Origin of the sequence: Serratia ureilytica (assembly GCF_017309605.1) — a bacterium.
Classification (GTDB): domain Bacteria; phylum Pseudomonadota; class Gammaproteobacteria; order Enterobacterales; family Enterobacteriaceae; genus Serratia; species Serratia ureilytica.
On sequence record NZ_CP071320.1, the window covers coordinates 3,270,359 to 3,287,825 of the forward strand.

Annotated in this window: 14 protein-coding genes; 9 read left to right on the forward strand and 5 right to left on the reverse strand. The window is 62.1% G+C overall.

The genetic code is table 11. The features are described 5' to 3' along the window. Positions 1 to 26 precede the first annotated feature (26 nt). Both aat and infA read left to right on the forward strand, forming a co-directional pair. On the forward strand, positions 27 to 752 hold the full coding sequence (aat, locus tag J0X03_RS15340; RefSeq protein ID WP_033642550.1) for a leucyl/phenylalanyl-tRNA--protein transferase: 726 nt from the start codon (positions 27 to 29) through the stop codon (positions 750 to 752). 105 nt (positions 753 to 857) lie between these two features. Further along, on the forward strand, positions 858 to 1,076 hold the full coding sequence (gene infA / locus J0X03_RS15345; protein WP_002211347.1) for a translation initiation factor IF-1: 219 nt from the start codon (positions 858 to 860) through the stop codon (positions 1,074 to 1,076). Positions 1,077 to 1,281: 205 nt separating this feature from the next. On the opposite strand, the gene clpA is transcribed toward infA, so the two are convergent. Together clpA and clpS are read right to left on the reverse strand one after the other, a co-directional pair. Beyond that, a complete protein-coding gene (gene clpA, locus J0X03_RS15350) occupies positions 1,282 to 3,561 on the reverse strand; it encodes an ATP-dependent Clp protease ATP-binding subunit ClpA (RefSeq protein WP_025302261.1) in 2,280 nt (759 codons plus the stop codon). 27 nt (positions 3,562 to 3,588) lie between these two features. Further along, positions 3,589 to 3,909 carry an ATP-dependent Clp protease adapter ClpS gene (gene clpS / locus J0X03_RS15355; RefSeq protein WP_004928347.1) on the reverse strand — a complete coding sequence of 107 codons (321 nt, stop codon included), beginning with the start codon at positions 3,907 to 3,909 and terminating at the stop codon, positions 3,589 to 3,591. 355 nt (positions 3,910 to 4,264) lie between these two features. Here clpS and cspD point away from each other — a divergent pair, with 355 nt between their 5' ends. After that, positions 4,265 to 4,486 carry a cold shock-like protein CspD gene (gene cspD, locus J0X03_RS15360; RefSeq protein WP_004928349.1) on the forward strand — a complete coding sequence of 74 codons (222 nt, stop codon included), beginning with the start codon at positions 4,265 to 4,267 and terminating at the stop codon, positions 4,484 to 4,486. Between the two features lie 87 nt (positions 4,487 to 4,573). On the opposite strand, the gene macB is transcribed toward cspD, so the two are convergent. Together macB and macA are read right to left on the reverse strand one after the other, a co-directional pair. Further along, positions 4,574 to 6,520: a macrolide ABC transporter ATP-binding protein/permease MacB gene (gene macB, locus J0X03_RS15365; RefSeq protein ID WP_046686766.1), complete on the reverse strand. Its 1,947-nt coding sequence runs from the start codon at positions 6,518 to 6,520 to the stop codon at positions 4,574 to 4,576. After that, positions 6,520 to 7,635, reverse strand: coding sequence for a macrolide transporter subunit MacA (macA, locus tag J0X03_RS15370; RefSeq protein WP_033642548.1), 1,116 nt, complete (start codon positions 7,633 to 7,635; stop codon positions 6,520 to 6,522). The genes macB and macA overlap by 1 nt, the downstream gene beginning before the upstream one ends. Before the next feature lie 194 nt (positions 7,636 to 7,829). Between macA and J0X03_RS15375 the strand changes: the two genes are divergently transcribed. Further along, positions 7,830 to 8,783 carry a VirK/YbjX family protein gene (locus tag J0X03_RS15375; RefSeq protein WP_033642547.1) on the forward strand — a complete coding sequence of 318 codons (954 nt, stop codon included), beginning with the start codon at positions 7,830 to 7,832 and terminating at the stop codon, positions 8,781 to 8,783. A 14-nt stretch (positions 8,784 to 8,797) separates the two neighbouring features. Here the strand turns inward: J0X03_RS15375 and J0X03_RS15380 are convergent, their stop codons facing one another. Next, positions 8,798 to 10,456, reverse strand: coding sequence for an ATP-dependent endonuclease (locus tag J0X03_RS15380; protein WP_033650660.1), 1,659 nt, complete (start codon positions 10,454 to 10,456; stop codon positions 8,798 to 8,800). A 187-nt stretch (positions 10,457 to 10,643) separates the two neighbouring features. Between J0X03_RS15380 and J0X03_RS15385 the strand changes: the two genes are divergently transcribed. From J0X03_RS15385 to ltaE, 5 genes are all read left to right on the forward strand, one after another. After that, on the forward strand, positions 10,644 to 11,540 hold the full coding sequence (locus J0X03_RS15385) for a LysO family transporter (RefSeq protein WP_033642544.1): 897 nt from the start codon (positions 10,644 to 10,646) through the stop codon (positions 11,538 to 11,540). A gap of 181 nt (positions 11,541 to 11,721) precedes the next feature. Further along, complete coding sequence (hcp, locus tag J0X03_RS15390; RefSeq protein WP_160204145.1) at positions 11,722 to 13,371, forward strand: hydroxylamine reductase; 1,650 nt, start codon at positions 11,722 to 11,724, stop codon at positions 13,369 to 13,371. A 56-nt stretch (positions 13,372 to 13,427) separates the two neighbouring features. Beyond that, positions 13,428 to 14,429: an NADH oxidoreductase gene (hcr, locus tag J0X03_RS15395; RefSeq protein ID WP_122016384.1), complete on the forward strand. Its 1,002-nt coding sequence runs from the start codon at positions 13,428 to 13,430 to the stop codon at positions 14,427 to 14,429. A gap of 199 nt (positions 14,430 to 14,628) precedes the next feature. Further along, complete coding sequence (gene poxB, locus J0X03_RS15400; RefSeq protein WP_046686762.1) at positions 14,629 to 16,350, forward strand: ubiquinone-dependent pyruvate dehydrogenase; 1,722 nt, start codon at positions 14,629 to 14,631, stop codon at positions 16,348 to 16,350. A 75-nt stretch (positions 16,351 to 16,425) separates the two neighbouring features. Further along, on the forward strand, positions 16,426 to 17,442 hold the full coding sequence (gene ltaE, locus J0X03_RS15405; protein WP_160204144.1) for a low-specificity L-threonine aldolase: 1,017 nt from the start codon (positions 16,426 to 16,428) through the stop codon (positions 17,440 to 17,442). The last annotated feature ends 25 nt before the right edge of the window (positions 17,443 to 17,467 follow it).

Genomic DNA, 17,467 nt, shown 5'->3' on the forward strand with positions numbered 1-17,467 from the left:
GCCCGTAGAGGACGCAGAGACCCTGTATGCGCATCGTTAAGCTCTCCCCGCAGTCGCTGGCGTTTCCCTCGCCTGAGGGCGCCCTGCGCGACCCCAACGGCCTGCTGGCGATCGGCGGCGACCTCACGGCGCCGCGGCTGCTGGCGGCCTATGAGCGCGGCATCTTCCCCTGGTATTCGCCGGGAGAGGCCATCCTGTGGTGGTCGCCCGATCCGCGTGCGGTGCTGTTCCCGGCCGAGTTTCATCTTAACCGCAGCCTGAAACGCTTTCTGCGCCACGATCCGTTTCGCATCACGCTCAATCACGACTTCGCCGCGGTGATCGCCGCCTGCGCCCACCGGCCGGATGAAGGCACCTGGATCGGCCCGGAGGTGCAGCGCGCCTATCAGCATCTGCATCGCCTCGGCTACGCGCACTCGGTGGAGGTCTGGCAGGATGATCAACTGGTTGGCGGCATGTACGGCGTGGCGCAGGGCGCGTTGTTCTGCGGCGAATCGATGTTCAGCCGCGTCACCAACGCCTCAAAATGCGCATTGATGGCCTTTTGCCGCCATTTTGCCGCTTATGGCGGGGAATTGATTGACTGCCAGGTGCTGAACGCTCACACTGCCCGCCTTGGCGCGCGTGAAATTCCGCGCCGTCAATTCTTGCAGCAGCTTAGCACCCTTCAACGGCGGCCTTTGGCACCGGCGTGCTGGGCGCCGCAAGTCATATCCCCACAGCCGGTTGAACCGCCCTATCCAGTAAACTAATTGATGGAAACGGTGCAATGTTCACCGACACATCTTTACATAATGGGGGTTTTTCGGCATTATCTTGCCGGTTAAAAACTAAGGTAGTTAGACCTAGAGGATTCGATGGCCAAAGAAGACAATATTGAAATGCAGGGCACCGTTCTTGATACGCTGCCCAACACCATGTTCCGCGTTGAATTGGAAAACGGGCACGTGGTAACCGCACACATCTCCGGTAAAATGCGTAAAAACTATATCCGCATCCTGACGGGCGACAAAGTCACTGTAGAGCTGACCCCGTACGACCTGAGCAAAGGCCGCATTGTCTTCCGTAGCCGTTAATCGGCTCACCGCGCGCCACACGCTGGCGGCATCGAGGATGTAATCCCTCGGGAGCCCTTTCCGTTTACCCCCGCAGCGACGTTAAACAACGGGTTGCAGGTGCGCAGGTAAACTGAGAGGGCTCACTCGTTTCTGTTGTACGGTGAATCTCACCCATAAAAAAAGCGATGCCGAAGCATCGCTTTTTCTTTGCCTGCAGGCAGCCTTAGTGCACCGCGCCCTCGTCCGCCTTGCGCTTGGCGGCGCTGAGGAAGTGGTAAGTCAGCTGTTTCTTGTCCTTGTCCAGCTCGACCTTCACGGAACCGCCGTCCACCAGCGAACCGAACAGCAATTCGTTGGCCAACGGTTTCTTCAGGTTTTCCTGCATGACGCGCGCCATCGGACGAGCGCCCATCGCACGGTCGTAGCCCTTCACCGACAGCCAGTCGCGCGCTTCGTCGCTCACTTCCAGCGAGACGCCCTTCGCATCCAGCTGCGCCTGCAGTTCGACGATAAACTTGTCGACCACCTGCTGGATCACCTCGGTAGACAGATGGTTGAACCAGATGATGTTGTCCAGACGGTTGCGGAATTCCGGCGTAAACACCTTCTTGATCTCTTCCATCGCGTCGGTGCTGTTGTCCTGCTGCACCAGGCCGATCGACTTGCGTTCGGTTTCCCGCACACCGGCGTTGGTGGTCATCACCAGGATCACATTGCGGAAGTCCGCCTTGCGGCCGTTGTTGTCGGTCAGCGTACCGTTGTCCATCACCTGCAGCAGCAGGTTGAACACGTCCGGGTGCGCCTTCTCGATCTCATCGAGCAGCACCACCGCATGCGGATGCTTGATCACCGCATCGGTCAGCAGCCCGCCCTGATCGTAACCGACGTAGCCCGGAGGCGCGCCGATCAGACGGCTGACGGTATGCCGCTCCATGTACTCGGACATGTCGAAACGCAGCAGCTCGATATCCATCGCCTTGGCCAGCTGTACGGTGACCTCGGTTTTCCCGACCCCGGTCGGCCCGGCGAACAGGAAGGAGCCGACCGGCTTGCGCTCGTGGCCCAGACCGGCGCGGCTCATCTTGATCGCTTCCGTCAACGCTTCGATCGCCTGATCCTGGCCGAATACCAGCATCTTCAAGCGATCGCCCAGGTTTCTCAGCACGTCGCGATCGCTGGCCGACACCGTTTTCTCCGGGATGCGAGCGATACGCGCCACCACGGATTCGATATCGGCCACGTTGACGGTTTTCTTGCGCTTGCTGGCCGGCATCAACCGGCTGCGGGCGCCCGCCTCGTCGATCACGTCAATCGCCTTGTCCGGCAGATGGCGATCGTTGATGTATTTCACCGACAGCTCCACCGCGGCGCGGATCGCCTTGGCGGTATAACGCACGTCGTGGTGCGCTTCATACTTGGTCTTCAGGCCGTTGATGATCTGAACGGTCTCTTCCGCCGTCGGTTCGGTGATATCGATCTTCTGGAAACGGCGCGCCAGAGCGCGATCCTTTTCGAAGATGTTGCTGAACTCCTGGTAGGTGGTCGAGCCGATCACCCGGATCTTGCCGCTCGACAGCAGCGGTTTGATCAGGTTGGCGGCATCCACTTGCCCGCCGGAAGCCGCACCGGCGCCGATGATGGTGTGAATTTCATCGATGAACAGGATGCTGTTCTGATCCTGTTCCAGCTGCTTGAGCAGCGCCTTGAAGCGTTTCTCGAAGTCGCCGCGGTATTTGGTGCCGGCCAGCAGCGAACCGATATCCAGCGAATACAGCGTGCAGTCCGCCATCACTTCCGGCACGTCGCCCTGCACGATACGCCAGGCCAGGCCTTCGGCAATGGCAGTCTTGCCCACGCCGGATTCGCCGACCAGCAGCGGGTTGTTTTTACGACGACGGCACAGCACCTGAATCGCGCGCTCCAGCTCACGATCGCGGCCGATCAGCGGATCGATGCCGCCCACACGGGCCAACTGATTGAGGTTGGTGGTGAAGTTTTCCATACGGTCTTCCCCTCCGGACTGCTCTTCGTTCACCGGGTTTTCCGCATTCGGCGCTTGGCCCGGCTCGTCTTTACGCGTGCCATGTGAAATGAAGTTCACCACGTCGAGACGGCTGACGTCGTGCTTGCGCAGCAGATAGGCCGCCTGCGATTCCTGCTCGCTGAAAATAGCCACCAACACGTTGGCGCCGGACACTTCGCTGCGGCCGGAGGATTGCACATGGAAGACAGCGCGCTGCAGCACGCGCTGGAAGCTGAGCGTCGGCTGAGTGTCGCGCTCTTCTTCGCCGGCGGGCAGCGTCGGTGTGGTTTGTTCGATGAAGGCTTCCAGCTCCTGGCGCAACGCGGCCAGATCCACCGTACATGCCTCGAGCGCTTCTCGCGCGGCAGGGTTGCTCAGCAACGCCAGCAACAGGTGCTCCACGGTCATAAACTCGTGTCTGTGCTCACGCGCCCTGGCGAAAGCCATGTTGAGACTGAGTTCCAGTTCTTGATTGAGCATAAGCACCTCCCCAATAGATTGCCTTATTCAGGCTTTTTCCAGCGTACAAAGCAACGGATGCTCGTTCTCCCTTGCGTACCGGTTCACATGGACGACTTTGGTTTCCGCCACCTCGGCGGTAAAAACACCACAGATCGCCTTGCCTTGATAGTGGACCGTGAGCATCAGTTGCGTTGCGCGTTCAATATCATAAGAAAAGAACTTTTGCAGAACGTCAATCACAAATTCCATCGGTGTGTAATCGTCGTTGTTAAGTATAACTTTATACATAGACGGCGGTTTTACCGCATCGATTTGTTTTTCTTCGGCCAAGTGTTCAAAATTTAGCCAGTCGTTGTTATTGCCCATCGCTGCTCATCTTCTCTGCTCTGCCCTCTGATATGGGGGCAGGTTTCGGTTATTCAAAGTGGGGATAGTTACTATTTTATCATCTTCGGCATCGTCCCGCCGCACTGTAACGTGCGCAAAAAAATGGGCCAATTGTGACTGAATCGTGGCAATAGCGTTACCTGCTTCAAACTTTGGTGAACTGCTCCCCGCCGACAAAAGCCGATCCCTTGACGCCCCGATCATTTGCTCTAGAGTGTAAATTCGTGGCTGGTGGTCTTTTAACCACCCCTTGTCCACCCTGCTACCCGCCCACGGCGGGTGCGAATTCAGTTATTCATCTCACTTAAAATAGCGTTGCGAGGGATGTAAAAGCATGGAGACGGGTACTGTTAAATGGTTTAACAACGCCAAAGGCTTTGGCTTCATCTGCCCAGCCGGCGGCGGCGAAGATATTTTCGCGCATTATTCCACCATCAAGATGGATGGTTACAGAACGTTGAAGGCAGGCCAGCAGGTCAGCTTCGACGTGCATCAAGGGCCAAAAGGGAACCATGCCAGTCTTATTGTGCCGGTGGAAAGCGAGGCGCTGTCCTAAACGCCTCCGGCAGCGTCGCGCTGCATTGACCCTGATCGCGATAAAAATGCCAGCCGCCGTGTGACTGGCATTTTTTATGCCTTTTACTTACTCGCGCGCCAGCGCATCGATCGGATTCAGCCGCGCGGCATTGCGCGCCGGCAGATAGCCGAACACCACGCCGATGCCGGTGGAACAGAGGAATGCGCTCAGCAACGCCGCCGGCGGGAAGCTGATTTGCCAGCCCGGCAACACCAGCTGCACCGCCAGGCCGATGGCGAACGACAGCGTAATCCCCAACGCGCCCCCCACCAGGCAGACCAACACCGCCTCGATCAAGAACTGCTGCAACACATCGCCTGAACGGGCGCCCACCGCCATGCGGATGCCGATCTCACGCGTGCGTTCGGTCACCGACACCAGCATGATATTCATCACGCCGATGCCGCCGACCACCAGCGAAATCACCGCCACCAGCGTCAGGAACAGCTGCAGCGTGCGGGTGGTTTTCTCGGCGGTTTGCACCAGGCTGTCCATGTTATAGGTGAAGAAGTCCTTTTTGCCGTGGCGCAGCGTCAACAGGCGCGACAGCTGCTGTTCCGCTTCCTTGCTGTCGTAGCCGTCGCGGATGCGCACGGTGATCGAGTCGAAATAATTGTTGCCCATCAGCCGGTTGGCCATGGTGCTGTAAGGCACCCACACGTTCAGCGTCTTGCTGCTGCCGAACATCGACTGCTTCTCCTTGGCCACGCCAACCACCGTCGCCGGCATGTTGCCTACCAGGATCACCTCGCCCACCACGTTTTTCTGGTGCGGGAACAGCCGCCGTTGGGTATTGGCGTCGATCACCACCGTCTGCGCCTGCGACTGCACCTGCATCGGATCGATGCCGACGCCCTGGGTAAAGCTCATGCCGTACACGCGGAAGAACTGCTCGCTGACGCCGTTGACATTGGCCGCCGCATCGACGTTGCCCAAGCGCAGCCGCATGCTGCTGCTGATGCTCGGCGATAGCGCGCTGATGTACGGCTGTTCGCGCAGCGCATCGAGATCGCCGTATTTCAACGATTGCCGGTAGGTCGGATCGTCGTCGCCGAAGTCCTTGCCGGGGTAGATGTCGACGGTGTTGGTACCGATCGATTTAATATCCGCCAGCACCATCTGCTTGGCGGCGTCGCCGATCACCAGGATCGATACCACCGAGGCGATGCCGATAATGATGCCGAGCATGGTCAGCGCGGTGCGCATCTTGTTGGCCGCCATCGCGCGCCAGGCCATGACCAGCGCTTCGCGAAAGCGGCCGCCCATCTGCCGCCAGGAAGGCGCCGCGGCGGCCAGCGTCAGCGGCTTGGCCTGGGCATCCTCCGACGGCGCCGGACGGGAGTCGGCGATGATTTCGCCGTCGCGGATCTCGATGATCCGTTCAGCCTGACGCGCCACCGCCGGATCGTGAGTCACCAGGATCACCGTGTGGCCCTGGGCGCACAACTGTTTGAGGATCGCCATCACCTCTTCGCCGGAATGGCTGTCGAGCGCGCCGGTCGGCTCATCCGCCAGGATCACCTGCCCGCCGTTCATCAGCGCGCGGGCGATACTGACGCGCTGCTGCTGGCCGCCGGAAAGCTGGCTCGGCCGATAGTTGACGCGCTCCCCCAGCCCCAGACGGCGCAACAGCGCCTCCGCCCGTTCGCGCCGCGCCGCTTTGCCCAGCCCGGCGTACACCGCCGGCACCTCGACGTTATGCGCCGCGCTCAGGTGAGGCAGCAGATGATAACGCTGAAAGATAAAGCCGAAATGCTCGCGCCGCAGCTGCGCCAGCGCATCGTCGCTCAGCGTCGCCACGTCCTGGCCGGCCACCCGATAGACGCCGGCGCTCGGCTTGTCCAGGCAGCCGAGAATGTTCATCAGCGTCGATTTGCCGGAGCCGGAAGCCCCCATGATCGCCACCATTTCACCGGCGTCGATGCTCAGACTGATCCCCTTCAGCACCTCCACCGTCTGCTCGCCGGAACGGTAGCTGCGGCGAATGCCGTTCAGCTGCAACAGCGCCGCCATCAGCCGGCCTCCACGCCGCCGCGGCTGACGATCACCTCATCGCCCGCCTCGAGCCCGCTGAGGATCTGCACATCGATATTGTTGCGCAGGCCGATGGCCACCTCACGCTTCTCTTCCTTGCCCTGTTTCAGCACCGAAACGTGGTAGCGATTGTCGGCGATCTGATCGCCCAGCGCCGCCAGCGGGATCACCAGCGCCTGCTGGACGCCGGCCAGTTGAATGTGCACCTGCGCCGTCATTTGCAAGCGCAGCAGCCTTTCCGGGTTGGGCACTTCGAAACGCGCGTAATAGAAGATGGCGTTGTTGACCTTTTCCGGCGTCGGCTGAATGTCTTTCAGCACGCCGTCGAAGCGCCGGGTCGGATCGCCCAGCACCGTGAACCAGGCCTTCTGACCCGGCTTGAGGTTAATGACGTCGGCCTCCGAGACCTGCGCCTTCACCAGCATGGTGCCGAGATCCGCCAGCGTCAGAATGTTCGGCGCCTGTTGCGCCGCGATCACCGTCTGGCCCTGCAGCGTGGTGATCTGCACCACGTCGCCATCCATCGGCGCTTCGATGCGGGTATAGGCCAAATTGATCTTGGCGGTATCCAGGCTGGCCTGGTTGCGGGCGATCTGCGCATTGATGGTGCCTACCTGCGCCTTCTTCACCGCCAGCTGCGTCGCCGCCTGATCCAGATCCTGACGCGATACCGCCTGCAGTTTGGCCAGCGCCTGGTTGCGCTGCAGCGTAACCGCCGCCAGCTGCTGTTCCGCCTGCGCCTGCAGCAGCTGCGCATGCAGCTCGCGCAGCGTCGCCTCGCCTTCACGGATGCTGTTCTGCGCCTGTTGCGGATCGATAACCCCCAGCAACTGACCTTTTTTCACCTTGTCGCCGATCTCGACATACAGCTTTTCCAACTGCCCGCTGACCTGCGCGCCGACGTCAACCTTGCGCACTGCGTCCAGCTGGCCGGTCGCCAACACGTTCTGCTGCAGATCGCGCTTGGTGACCTTTACCGTTTTGAAATCGGTCGGCGCCGGATGGCGGAAGTGCCAAACGGCCGCCGCGGCAATCGCCGCAATCACCGCCAGTGCGAGTATCCAGCGGCGTTTATGTCCTTTAAACCCTGTCAAAATTGACCTGCCTGTGCTTGTGAATATCGACCGCCCATTGCGGCGGCGGAGCTAAATTAGCACGCACCGTAGGGAATAACTAAACCTTAGCTCAACACAATGTGGAGACACGCTTGGTTACAGTTCGGCATTGAACTCCCGTTTAGTGAAGCCTTGATGAAATAGCGCCATTCAACACAGCCAAGGATTTCATCATGTCACAGCTCAGCTACCCACTCGCCTCCGCCCGGCCGCTTAACGGCTGGCAACTGATGACGGCGCTGATCAATGGCGAAAAGGCACCGAGCAACGCCTGGAAAAAAACCTCGTTTCGCCTGAAGTTTCTCGGCCGTTCGCTGCTCAACTGGCGCACCACCAGCGGCCTGCTCAGCACCCTGGCCAGCAATCCGCTGCTGGAGGAGATCCTGAGCGCGCAGCCGAACCTGCCGTGCAAACTGCATCGTCCCTACCTGGCGGCCAACATGAGCAAGATCGAATGCCTGTTCGCCCTGCGCGATCATTACGATCTCATCGTACAGCGCATGCCGCTGAAGATGCGCCTCGGCCACCTCGGCCCGCACGCCTTCGTGCTGGCCAGCGCGATGGGCAAGAACGAAGCGCCGATCACGCTGGAGCTGGCGGCGATCGACAAACTGAATAAGGAAGGGGAAGCCACGCTGCTGCTGCGCAACGCCAACGGCGTGATGCTGGCGGAGATCACCTTTGCGCTGATGCATTATCAGCAGCAGCCGACGTTGTTCATCGGCGGCCTGCAGGGCGCGAACCATGACGTGCCGCACGCCGAGATCCAGCACACCACCAAAGAGTGTCACGGCCTGTTCCCTAAACGGCTGGTGCTGGAAGGCATCTGCACGCTGGCGCGGCACCTCGGCATCCGCCAGATCGTGGCGGTCGGCAACGCCACCCATATCTATCAAAACTGGCGCTACCAGAGTAAGAAGAAGGACAAGCTGCACGCCGATTACGATCAGTTCTGGCTGTCGATGGGCGCCAAACCGCTCGACAGCGGCTATTTCCTGCTGCCCGAACGCATCGCCCGCAAGCCGATCGAAGAGATCGCCAGCAAGAAGCGCGCCGAGTATCGCCGCCGCTATCAGCTGCTGGACGAGCTGGAACAGGGATTGGCGGCGCACTTCTGCGCCCGATAACGCCGGGCGGGCCGTCAGTCCGCCCGGCCGCGCGCCAGCCAGATCACCCGTGAGAACATTTTCTTCAGCAGCGGCGGCACCGAGTCCGTGCCCCATTCGCCGGCCTGCATCGCGACCTCAATAGCCAGATCCGGCTTCGAAGAGTGGTGGACCGCTTTCAGGATCACCTTGCGCACCGGCATCTGCGCGTTGATCGGCACCGACGCCATTCGGTGATAGACCGGGGCGAACCCTTCGCGGAACATGAAGTGTTCCATGTCCGGCGCCGGCAGCGCGGTCAGCCGATCGCGTTCGTTGTCTTCATGATTGTCCAGCAGGCTGCGCACGGTGTTGGCGTACTTTTTGCCCGCTTCATCGCCGTCCACCAGCGCATGCCACTCGATGCCCATGCGGCGGGCAAAGCGCAGCAGCGGCTTCAGGCCGCACTGAGCGAATTCGATGACCCGCACCCCTTCCGCCTCGAAATGGTAGCCGCACTGGCGCGCCAGTTCGTTCAGCAGCCACACTTCGGTCTCGCCCTCCACCAGCAGCCAGCAGCGGGCGAACAGCGACGACGGCCGGTTGAAACGGATGTGAAACGCGATGCGCCGCCCGTCTTCGGCGCTCAGCCCACGCGGCCCGAGACGGTAGGTCGCGACGCGGCCCGACTCGCGCACCAGCCGGCACACGTGCTCCACCGGCACCAGCGACACCAATTCGCTGGAGTTGGTAGTGGTGATGCGCTGCAGCGGCAGCTGATTGAGCAGCCCCCAGGCCACCGACAGCATGATCGGATGCAGGCGAGTTTCCGGGTCTTCCACCAGCAGCAGCGGCCGGGCGTGCGGATCCAGCTTGACGTCGCCCTTGGCCTGCAGCAGGGTGGAAAACATGCCCAGCAGGATCAGACGCATGCTGCGGCTGTTCGGCTCGGCGACCATGCGGTTGATGCCGTCCAGCGCGCGCCAGGCGTCCTGCTCCGGTTCACCGCCGCGGCGGCGCGGCCGCGCCACCTGCGAGCTCTGCTCGGCAAAGTAGTGCTCGAGCAACTGCTGCATCGCCGCCAGCCCCTGACGCAGCTCGCCGTTGGTCAGCTTCTGCGGATTGCGCACCAGCTCGCGCGTCAGCTGATCCAGCTGCTGCGCCAACGCCTGGGTATCGGGTTTGCGTTCATCGCCGAGGCTGCTGGGGCGCAGGCGGCGAATAAAGCGCGCGTCGCGCAGGCGCAAAACCGGGTGGATGCGGATGATGGCGTGGGCCAGCTGTTCGATATGGTGCAGTTGAAAGGCGTTGCCGTCGGCGTCGAGAAAACCGCGCCAGGTACACACCGTACCGTCATCGGCCAGCTCGCCCTCGCAGCGGTAGTGAATGCGGCTCAGGCCGTCTTCCCCCTTGACCCACAACGGCGTCAGATGGCGGTAGCGCGGCAGGTGCGCGTGGCCGATGTCTTTCTCGCAGAAGGTGAATACCACCTGCAGGTGGCGCTCTTTGGCCGCCTCCTCACCGGGGGGAAAATGGAAGTCGTGCGCTTCAAATCGATACAGTTTCTGCTCCGGCGCCAGCAGCAGCGTCAGCGCATCCAGCAGGCTGGATTTACCCCAGGCGTTTTCGCCGAGCAACAACGTGTTATCGTCCAGCATCAGGGACAGCCGATTAATACCGCGAAAACCTACAATTTCGATACGCTCCAAGAACATCCGCCGCCTCCCGTGCGCGCCGTCGCCTCTTCAATGAGGCGACTTTCACAGAGCATGGTCAAAAAACCCCTTGCAGGTCAAGCGGCCAGCGTCAAATCTGCCGCTTTACTCCGGCCGGGCTTTTGGTTAGCGTGTGCTCCTCGCCGCCGTTCGTCGCGCATCAAAACTCAAGGACACTCGTTGCACCATGTACTCAGGACTGTTGATTATTCTGTTACCGCTGATTGTCGGTTACCTCATTCCCTTACGCCATCGCCCGCTGCTGGTGCTGATCAACCGCCTGCTGAGCTGGATGGTGTATGTGATCCTGTTTTTCATGGGCATCAGCCTGGCGTTTATGGAGAATCTCAGCAGCAATCTGATGCTGATCTTCCAGTACAGCGCAGCGTTCTTCTTCTGCATTCTCTGCGCCAATCTGCTGTTGCTGGCGCTGCTGGAGCGGCGCATGCCGTGGCGCAGCAGCCATAAACAGGAAAAGCTGCCTTCGCGCGTGCATATGGCGCTGGAGTCGCTCAAGCTGTGCGGCGTGGTGCTCGGCGGCTTCCTGCTCGGCCTGACGCAGTGGCAATGGCTGCAGTTCGCCCATAAAGGCAGCGAATATGCGCTGATCTTCCTGCTGTTGCTGGTCGGCATTCAGCTGCGCAACAGCGGCATGACGCTGCGCCAGATCGTGCTCAACCGCCGCGGCACGCTGGTGGCGCTGGCGGTGGTCGTCGCGTCTCTGGCCGGCGGCGCGCTGGCGGCGCAGCTGCTGGGGCTGCCGGTCAAGGCCGGGCTGGCGATGGCCTCTGGCTTCGGCTGGTACTCGCTGTCCGGCATTCTGATCACCGACGCCTACGGCCCGGTGATGGGCAGCGCCGCGTTCTTCAACGATCTGGCACGCGAGCTGGTGGCGATCATGCTGATCCCGACGCTGGTGCGCCGCAGCCGCTCCACCGCCCTCGGCCTGTGCGGCGCCACCTCGATGGACTTCACCCTGCCGGTGCTGCAGCGCAGCGGCGGACTGGACATGGTGCCGCCCGCCATCGTGCACGGCTTCCTGCTGAGCCTGCTGGCGCCGGTGCTGATCGCCCTGTTCTCCTGATCCTTTCCCCTTGGGGGCCACCCGGCCCCCAAAGCGTAATCATTCCCATCCGCACGGCAAAATTGCGCTAAATCAAACTTGCCCGCAGTAGTCGCACAAAAGCCTTTTGCAACCCCGATCGCCGATCTATGCTTTTAAACAAGCATTACAAATGCAACTTTAAAAATAAAAGGAAGCGACTATGTTCTGTGTGCAATGTGAACAAACCATTCGAACCCCGGCAGGCAACGGCTGCGCGTATGCTCAGGGCATGTGCGGCAAAACGGCGGAAACCTCCGATCTGCAGGATCTGCTGGTGGCGGCGCTGCAGGGCCTCTCCGCCTGGGCGCTGCAGGCGCGTTCGCTGGGCATCGTCGACCACGAAATCGACAGCTTCGCCCCGCGCGCCTTCTTCTCCACCCTGACCAACGTCAACTTCGACTCCCAGCGCATCATCGGCTATGCGCGGGAAACCCTGCTGCTGCGCGATTCGCTGGCCGCCCGTTGCCGGCTGCTGGACGCCGGCGTGCGCGTCGATCACCCGATGGCGGCGCTGCAGCTGGCCGGTGACGATATGCCTGCGCTGCTGCAACAGGCGGCGCAGTTTGCCCTCAACAGCGACAAGGCCGAGGTCGGCGACGACGTACACGGTTTGCGCATGCTGTGCCTGTACGGCCTGAAAGGCGCGGCGGCCTATATGGAACACGCGCACGTGCTCGGCCAGTTCGACGAGCAACTCTATGCCGACTACCACGCCTTTATGGCCTGGCTCGGCACCCGACCGCGCGACGTCGACACCCTGCTGAACAACGCCATGGGCATCGGCAAGATGAACTTCAACGTGATGGCGATCCTCGACCGCGGCGAAACCCAAGCCTACGGCGATCCGCAGCCCAGCGCGGTCAACGTGCGCCCGGTGGCGGGAAAAGCCATTCTGATCTCCGGGCACGATCTGAAAGATCTGCGCATGCTGCTCGAGCAAACCGAAGGGCAAAACGTCAACGTCTACACCCACGGCGAAATGCTGCCGGCGCACGGCTATCCGGAACTGAAAAAATTCAAGCATCTGGTGGGCAACTACGGCAGCGGCTGGCAGAACCAGCAGACGGAATTCGCCAAATTCCCCGGCCCGATCGTGATGACCTCCAACTGCATCATCGATCCTAACGTCGGCAACTACGGCGATCGCATCTGGACCCGCAGCATCGTCGGCTGGCCGGGCGTCAACCATCTGGAAGGCGACGACTTCGGCGCCGCGATCCGCCAGGCTCAGGGCATGAACGGCTTCCCTTATACCGAGATTGAGCATCTGATCACCGTCGGCTTCGGCCGCCAGACGCTGCTGAACGCCGCCGATACGGTCATCGACCTGGTGTCGCAGAAAAAACTGCGCCACGTCTTCCTGGTCGGCGGCTGCGACGGCAGCCGCGACGAGCGCAGCTACTTCACCGACTTCGCCCGCAGCGTGCCGCAAGACTGCCTGATCATGACGCTGGCCTGCGGCAAGTACCGTTTCAATAAGCTGGACTTCGGCACGCTGGAAGGGTTGCCGCGCCTGCTGGACGTCGGCCAGTGCAACGACGCCTACTCCGCCATCATGTTGGCGGTCAAGCTGGCGGATACGCTCGGCTGCAGCGTCAACGAGTTGCCGCTCAGCCTGGTGCTGTCGTGGTTTGAACAGAAGGCGATCGTCATTCTGCTGACGCTGCTGTCGTTGGGGGTGAAAAACATCGTCACCGGCCCGACCGCGCCGGGCTTCCTGACCGACAACCTGATGGCGGTCCTCAACGAGAAATTCGGCCTGCGTCCGATCACCACCGTCGAGCAGGATATCAACGCGCTGCTCGCCTGATGCCGTTACGTTATGGGGCCGCCTGCGCCGGCCCCTTTGCTTTTTGAGGTGCCCCGATGACTCAACCCACTCCGCTTTGCCCGAACCGCATGCAGGTGCATTCCATCCGGCGTGAAACCGCCGACGTCTGGACGCTGAACCTGATCTGCGACGTTTTCTATCCCTATCAGGCGGGCCAGTTTGCGCTGGTCAGCATCCGCAACAGCGAGGAGACGCTGCGCGCCTATACGCTCTCCTCCTCGCCTGGCCAGAGCCGCTTTCTCAGCATCAGCGTGCGCTGCCTGCCGGACGGCGCCGGATCGCGCTGGCTGACGCAAGAGGTCAAGCCCGGCAACACGCTGTGGCTGTCCGACGCACAGGGCGAGTTCAGCTGCGAGCGTCACCCGGCCGATCGTTATCTGATGCTGGCCGCCGGCTGCGGCGTGACGCCGATCGTCTCGATGTGCCGCTGGCTGACCGCCAACCGTCCAACCTGCGATATCGCCGTGATCTTTAACGTGCGCACCCCCGCCGACACGATTTTCGCCGATCAGTGGCGCGCGCTGTGCGCCGCCCATCCGCAGCTGCGCCTGACGCTGATGGCCGAGCAGGATCTGCAACCCGGCTACCTCAGCGGCCGTATCGATGAACAGACGCTGCGGCAGGCGGCGCCGGATATCGCCGAACGCACGGTGATGACCTGCGGTCCTGCGCCCTACATGGATCAGGTGGAGCAGCTTTGTCGCCGGCTCGGCGTGCCGGCCGAGCGTTTCCATAAAGAGCAGTTCCACACGCCGACGGCGCAGGCCGATGCCACCGAAGGGCTGACGCTGCGCGCCGCCCGCCCGCTGCGCGAATTCCGCGTGCCGGTCGGCAGCACGCTGCTGGCGGCGATGGAGGCCCATGCCCTGCCGGTCAACGCCGCCTGTCGCGCCGGGGTGTGCGGCTCATGCAAAACCCGCATCCTCGAGGGCGACTACACCACCACCAGCACCATGACGCTGAGCGCGGAAGAAATAGCGCAAGGCTACGTGCTGGCCTGCAGTTGCCAACTGCAGGGTGACGTCACGCTGGCGTGATCCCCTGGCCCCATCACCGCGATGGGGCATTTATCGGCAAGTTCCCCGCGCCCAGCCCGGTTACACTTTTCCCCGTTCTACGCTCTTTACCCTTCCTAACCGCATCTCGTCCACAGCCGGTAAGCTATGCTTGCAGTTGTTCTGCTGCCACTCACCGGATCGAGTACACATCGTTTTTCAAACCATGTTTGGGGGAACCATGAAGCAAACCGTAGCCACACTGATCGCCAAAACGCTGGATCAAGCCGGCGTAAAACGCATTTGGGGCGTGACCGGCGATTCGCTCAACGGCCTTAGCGACAGCCTGCACCGCATGGGCACCATCGAATGGCTGGGCACCCGCCATGAAGAGGTGGCCGCCTTCGCCGCCGGCGCCGAAGCCCAGCTTACCGGCCAGTTGGCGGTGTGCGCCGGTTCCTGCGGCCCCGGCAACCTGCATCTGATCAACGGCCTGTTCGACTGCCACCGCAACCATGTGCCAGTGCTGGCGATCGCCGCACACATCCCTTCCAGCGAAATCGGCAGCGGCTACTTCCAGGAAACCCATCCGCAGGAGCTGTTCCGCGAATGCAGCCACTATTGCGAGCTGGTTTCCAACCCGGAACAGCTGCCGCGCGTGCTGGAGATCGCCATGCGCAAGGCGATCCTCAACCGCGGCGTCTCGGTGGTCGTCTTGCCGGGCGACGTGGCGCTGCGCATGGCGCCGGAAGACGCGACCCTGACCTGGCATACCCCGGCGCTGCCGCTGGTGCAGCCACCGATGAGCGAGTTGAACAAGCTGGCGGAAACGCTGAACAAGGCGAAGAACATCACCCTGATGTGCGGCAGCGGCTGCGCCGGCGCGCACGATGAAGTGGTCAAGCTGGCCGAGCTGCTGCAGGCGCCGGTGGTGCACGCGCTGCGCGGTAAAGAACATATCGAATGGGACAACCCGTACAGCGTCGGCATGACTGGACTGATCGGTTTCTCCTCCGGTTATCACGCGATGATGAACGCCGACACGCTGGTGCTGCTCGGCACCCAGTTCCCCTATCGGGCGTTCTACCCCACCAACGCCAACATCATTCAGATCGACATCAACCCCGGCAGCATCGGCGCGCACTGCCCGGTCAATATGGCGCTGGTGGGCGACATCCACACCACCCTCACCGCCCTGCTGCCGCAGCTGGAGCCGAAGCGCGATCGGGCGTTCCTCGACAAGGCGCTGGAGCATTACCGCAACGCGCGCAAGGATCTCGACGGGCTGGCGACCGCCGGCGACGACCAACCGATCCACCCGCAGTATCTGGCGCAGCAGCTCAGCCACTATGCCAGCGACGAGGCCATCTTCACCTGCGACGTCGGCACGCCGACGGTGTGGGCCGCCCGCTACGTGAAAATGAACGGCAAGCGTCGCCTGCTCGGTTCGTTCAACCACGGTTCGATGGCCAACGCCATGCCGCAGGCGATCGGCGCTCAGGCCACCGCACCGGATAAACAGGTGATCGCCATGTGCGGCGACGGCGGCTTCACCATGCTGATGGGCGATTTCCTGTCGCTGGCGCAGCTCAAGCTGCCGGTGAAAATCGTGGTGTTCAACAACAGCGTGCTGGGATTCGTGGCGATGGAGATGAAGGCCGGCGGCTATCTGACCGACGGCACCGATCTGCATAATCCGGACTTCGCGGCGATCGCCAATGCCGCCGGCATCAAGGGCATCCGCGTGGAAAAAGCCTCCGATCTGGACGGCGCGCTGCAGGAGATGTTGGCGCACCCCGGCCCGGCGCTGCTGGACGTGGTCACCGCCAAGCAAGAACTGGCGATGCCGCCGCAGATCAAGTTCGAACAGGCGAAAGGCTTCAGCCTGTACATGCTGCGCGCCATCATCAACGGCCGCGGCGACGAAGTGGTCGAGCTGGCGAAAACTAACTGGCTGCGCTAAGCAAGCTGCCCCGGTGAAATAAAGGGTATATGATGCCATGTACCCTTTTCCTCTCCCTTATATTCCAGGAACCCTATGCTTATCGATCTACGCAGCGACACCGTCACCCGCCCCAGCGCCGCCATGCGCCAGGCGATGGCTCAGGCAGAGGTCGGCGACGACGTCTACGGCGATGACCCGACGGTCAACGCGCTGGAGGCCGAGGCGGTACGCCTGTCAGGCAAAGAAGCGGCGCTGTTTTTGCCCAGCGGCACCCAGGCCAACCTGGTGGCGCTGCTGAGCCACTGCCAGCGCGGCGACGAGTATCTGGTCGGCCAACAGGCGCACAACTATAAATACGAGGCCGGCGGCGCGGCGGTGCTGGGCAGCATCCAGCCGCAGCCGATCGAGGCTGACGCGGACGGCACGCTGCCGCTGGACAAGCTCGCCGCCGCCATCAAACCCGACGATATCCACTTCGCCCGCACCCGGCTGCTAAGCCTGGAAAACACCATCAGCGGCAGAGTCTTGCCGCAGGCCTACCTGCAGCAGGCGTGGCAATTTACCCGCGAGCGGCAGCTGGCGCTGCATATCGACGGCGCACGCATCTTCAACGCCGCCGTGGCGCTAAACCTGCCGCTGAAAGAGATCGTGCAATACTGCGACACCTTCACCATTTGCCTGTCAAAAGGATTGGGGGCGCCGGTCGGATCGCTGCTGTGCGGCAGCGAGGCCTTCATTCAGCGCGCGCTGCGCTGGCGCAAGATGACCGGCGGGGGGCTGCGTCAGGCCGGCATTCTGGCGGCGGCCGGCCTCTATGCGTTGGAGCATAACGTCGCGCGGCTGCGCGAAGACCATGACAACGCGGTCTGGCTGGAGCAACAGCTGCGGCAGATCGGCGTAGAGATCGCCGAACCCGGGGCGCAGACCAACGTGCTGTACCTGCGCCAAACGCCGGCGCTGGCGGCCAAATTCGGTCCGTGGATGCGCGAACGCGGCGTGCTGATCAGCAGCGGCCCGCTGACGCGCATTCTGACCCACCTCGACGTCAGCCGTCAGGATCTGCAGCGGGTGGTCGAACTGTGGCGGGAGTTTCTTCAGCAGCACGCCTGATCGCTCGGGGCGCAGACCGCGCCCC

Bases quoted from the DNA above. Each gene is read 5' to 3' on its own strand.
- aat (WP_033642550.1), top strand. From the start codon at position 27: ATGCGCATCGTTAAGCTCTCCCCGCAGTCGCTGGCGTTTCCCTCGCCT.
- infA (WP_002211347.1), top strand. From the start codon at position 858: ATGGCCAAAGAAGACAATATTGAAATGCAGGGCACCGTTCTTGATACG.
- clpA (WP_025302261.1), bottom strand. From the start codon at position 3,561: ATGCTCAATCAAGAACTGGAACTCAGTCTCAACATGGCTTTCGCCAGG.
- clpS (WP_004928347.1), bottom strand. From the start codon at position 3,909: ATGGGCAATAACAACGACTGGCTAAATTTTGAACACTTGGCCGAAGAA.
- cspD (WP_004928349.1), top strand. From the start codon at position 4,265: ATGGAGACGGGTACTGTTAAATGGTTTAACAACGCCAAAGGCTTTGGC.
- macB (WP_046686766.1), bottom strand. From the start codon at position 6,520: ATGGCGGCGCTGTTGCAGCTGAACGGCATTCGCCGCAGCTACCGTTCC.
- J0X03_RS15375 (WP_033642547.1), top strand. From the start codon at position 7,830: ATGTCACAGCTCAGCTACCCACTCGCCTCCGCCCGGCCGCTTAACGGC.
- J0X03_RS15380 (WP_033650660.1), bottom strand. From the start codon at position 10,456: ATGTTCTTGGAGCGTATCGAAATTGTAGGTTTTCGCGGTATTAATCGG.
- J0X03_RS15385 (WP_033642544.1), top strand. From the start codon at position 10,644: ATGTACTCAGGACTGTTGATTATTCTGTTACCGCTGATTGTCGGTTAC.
- hcp (WP_160204145.1), top strand. From the start codon at position 11,722: ATGTTCTGTGTGCAATGTGAACAAACCATTCGAACCCCGGCAGGCAAC.
- hcr (WP_122016384.1), top strand. From the start codon at position 13,428: ATGACTCAACCCACTCCGCTTTGCCCGAACCGCATGCAGGTGCATTCC.
- poxB (WP_046686762.1), top strand. From the start codon at position 14,629: ATGAAGCAAACCGTAGCCACACTGATCGCCAAAACGCTGGATCAAGCC.
- ltaE (WP_160204144.1), top strand. From the start codon at position 16,426: ATGCTTATCGATCTACGCAGCGACACCGTCACCCGCCCCAGCGCCGCC.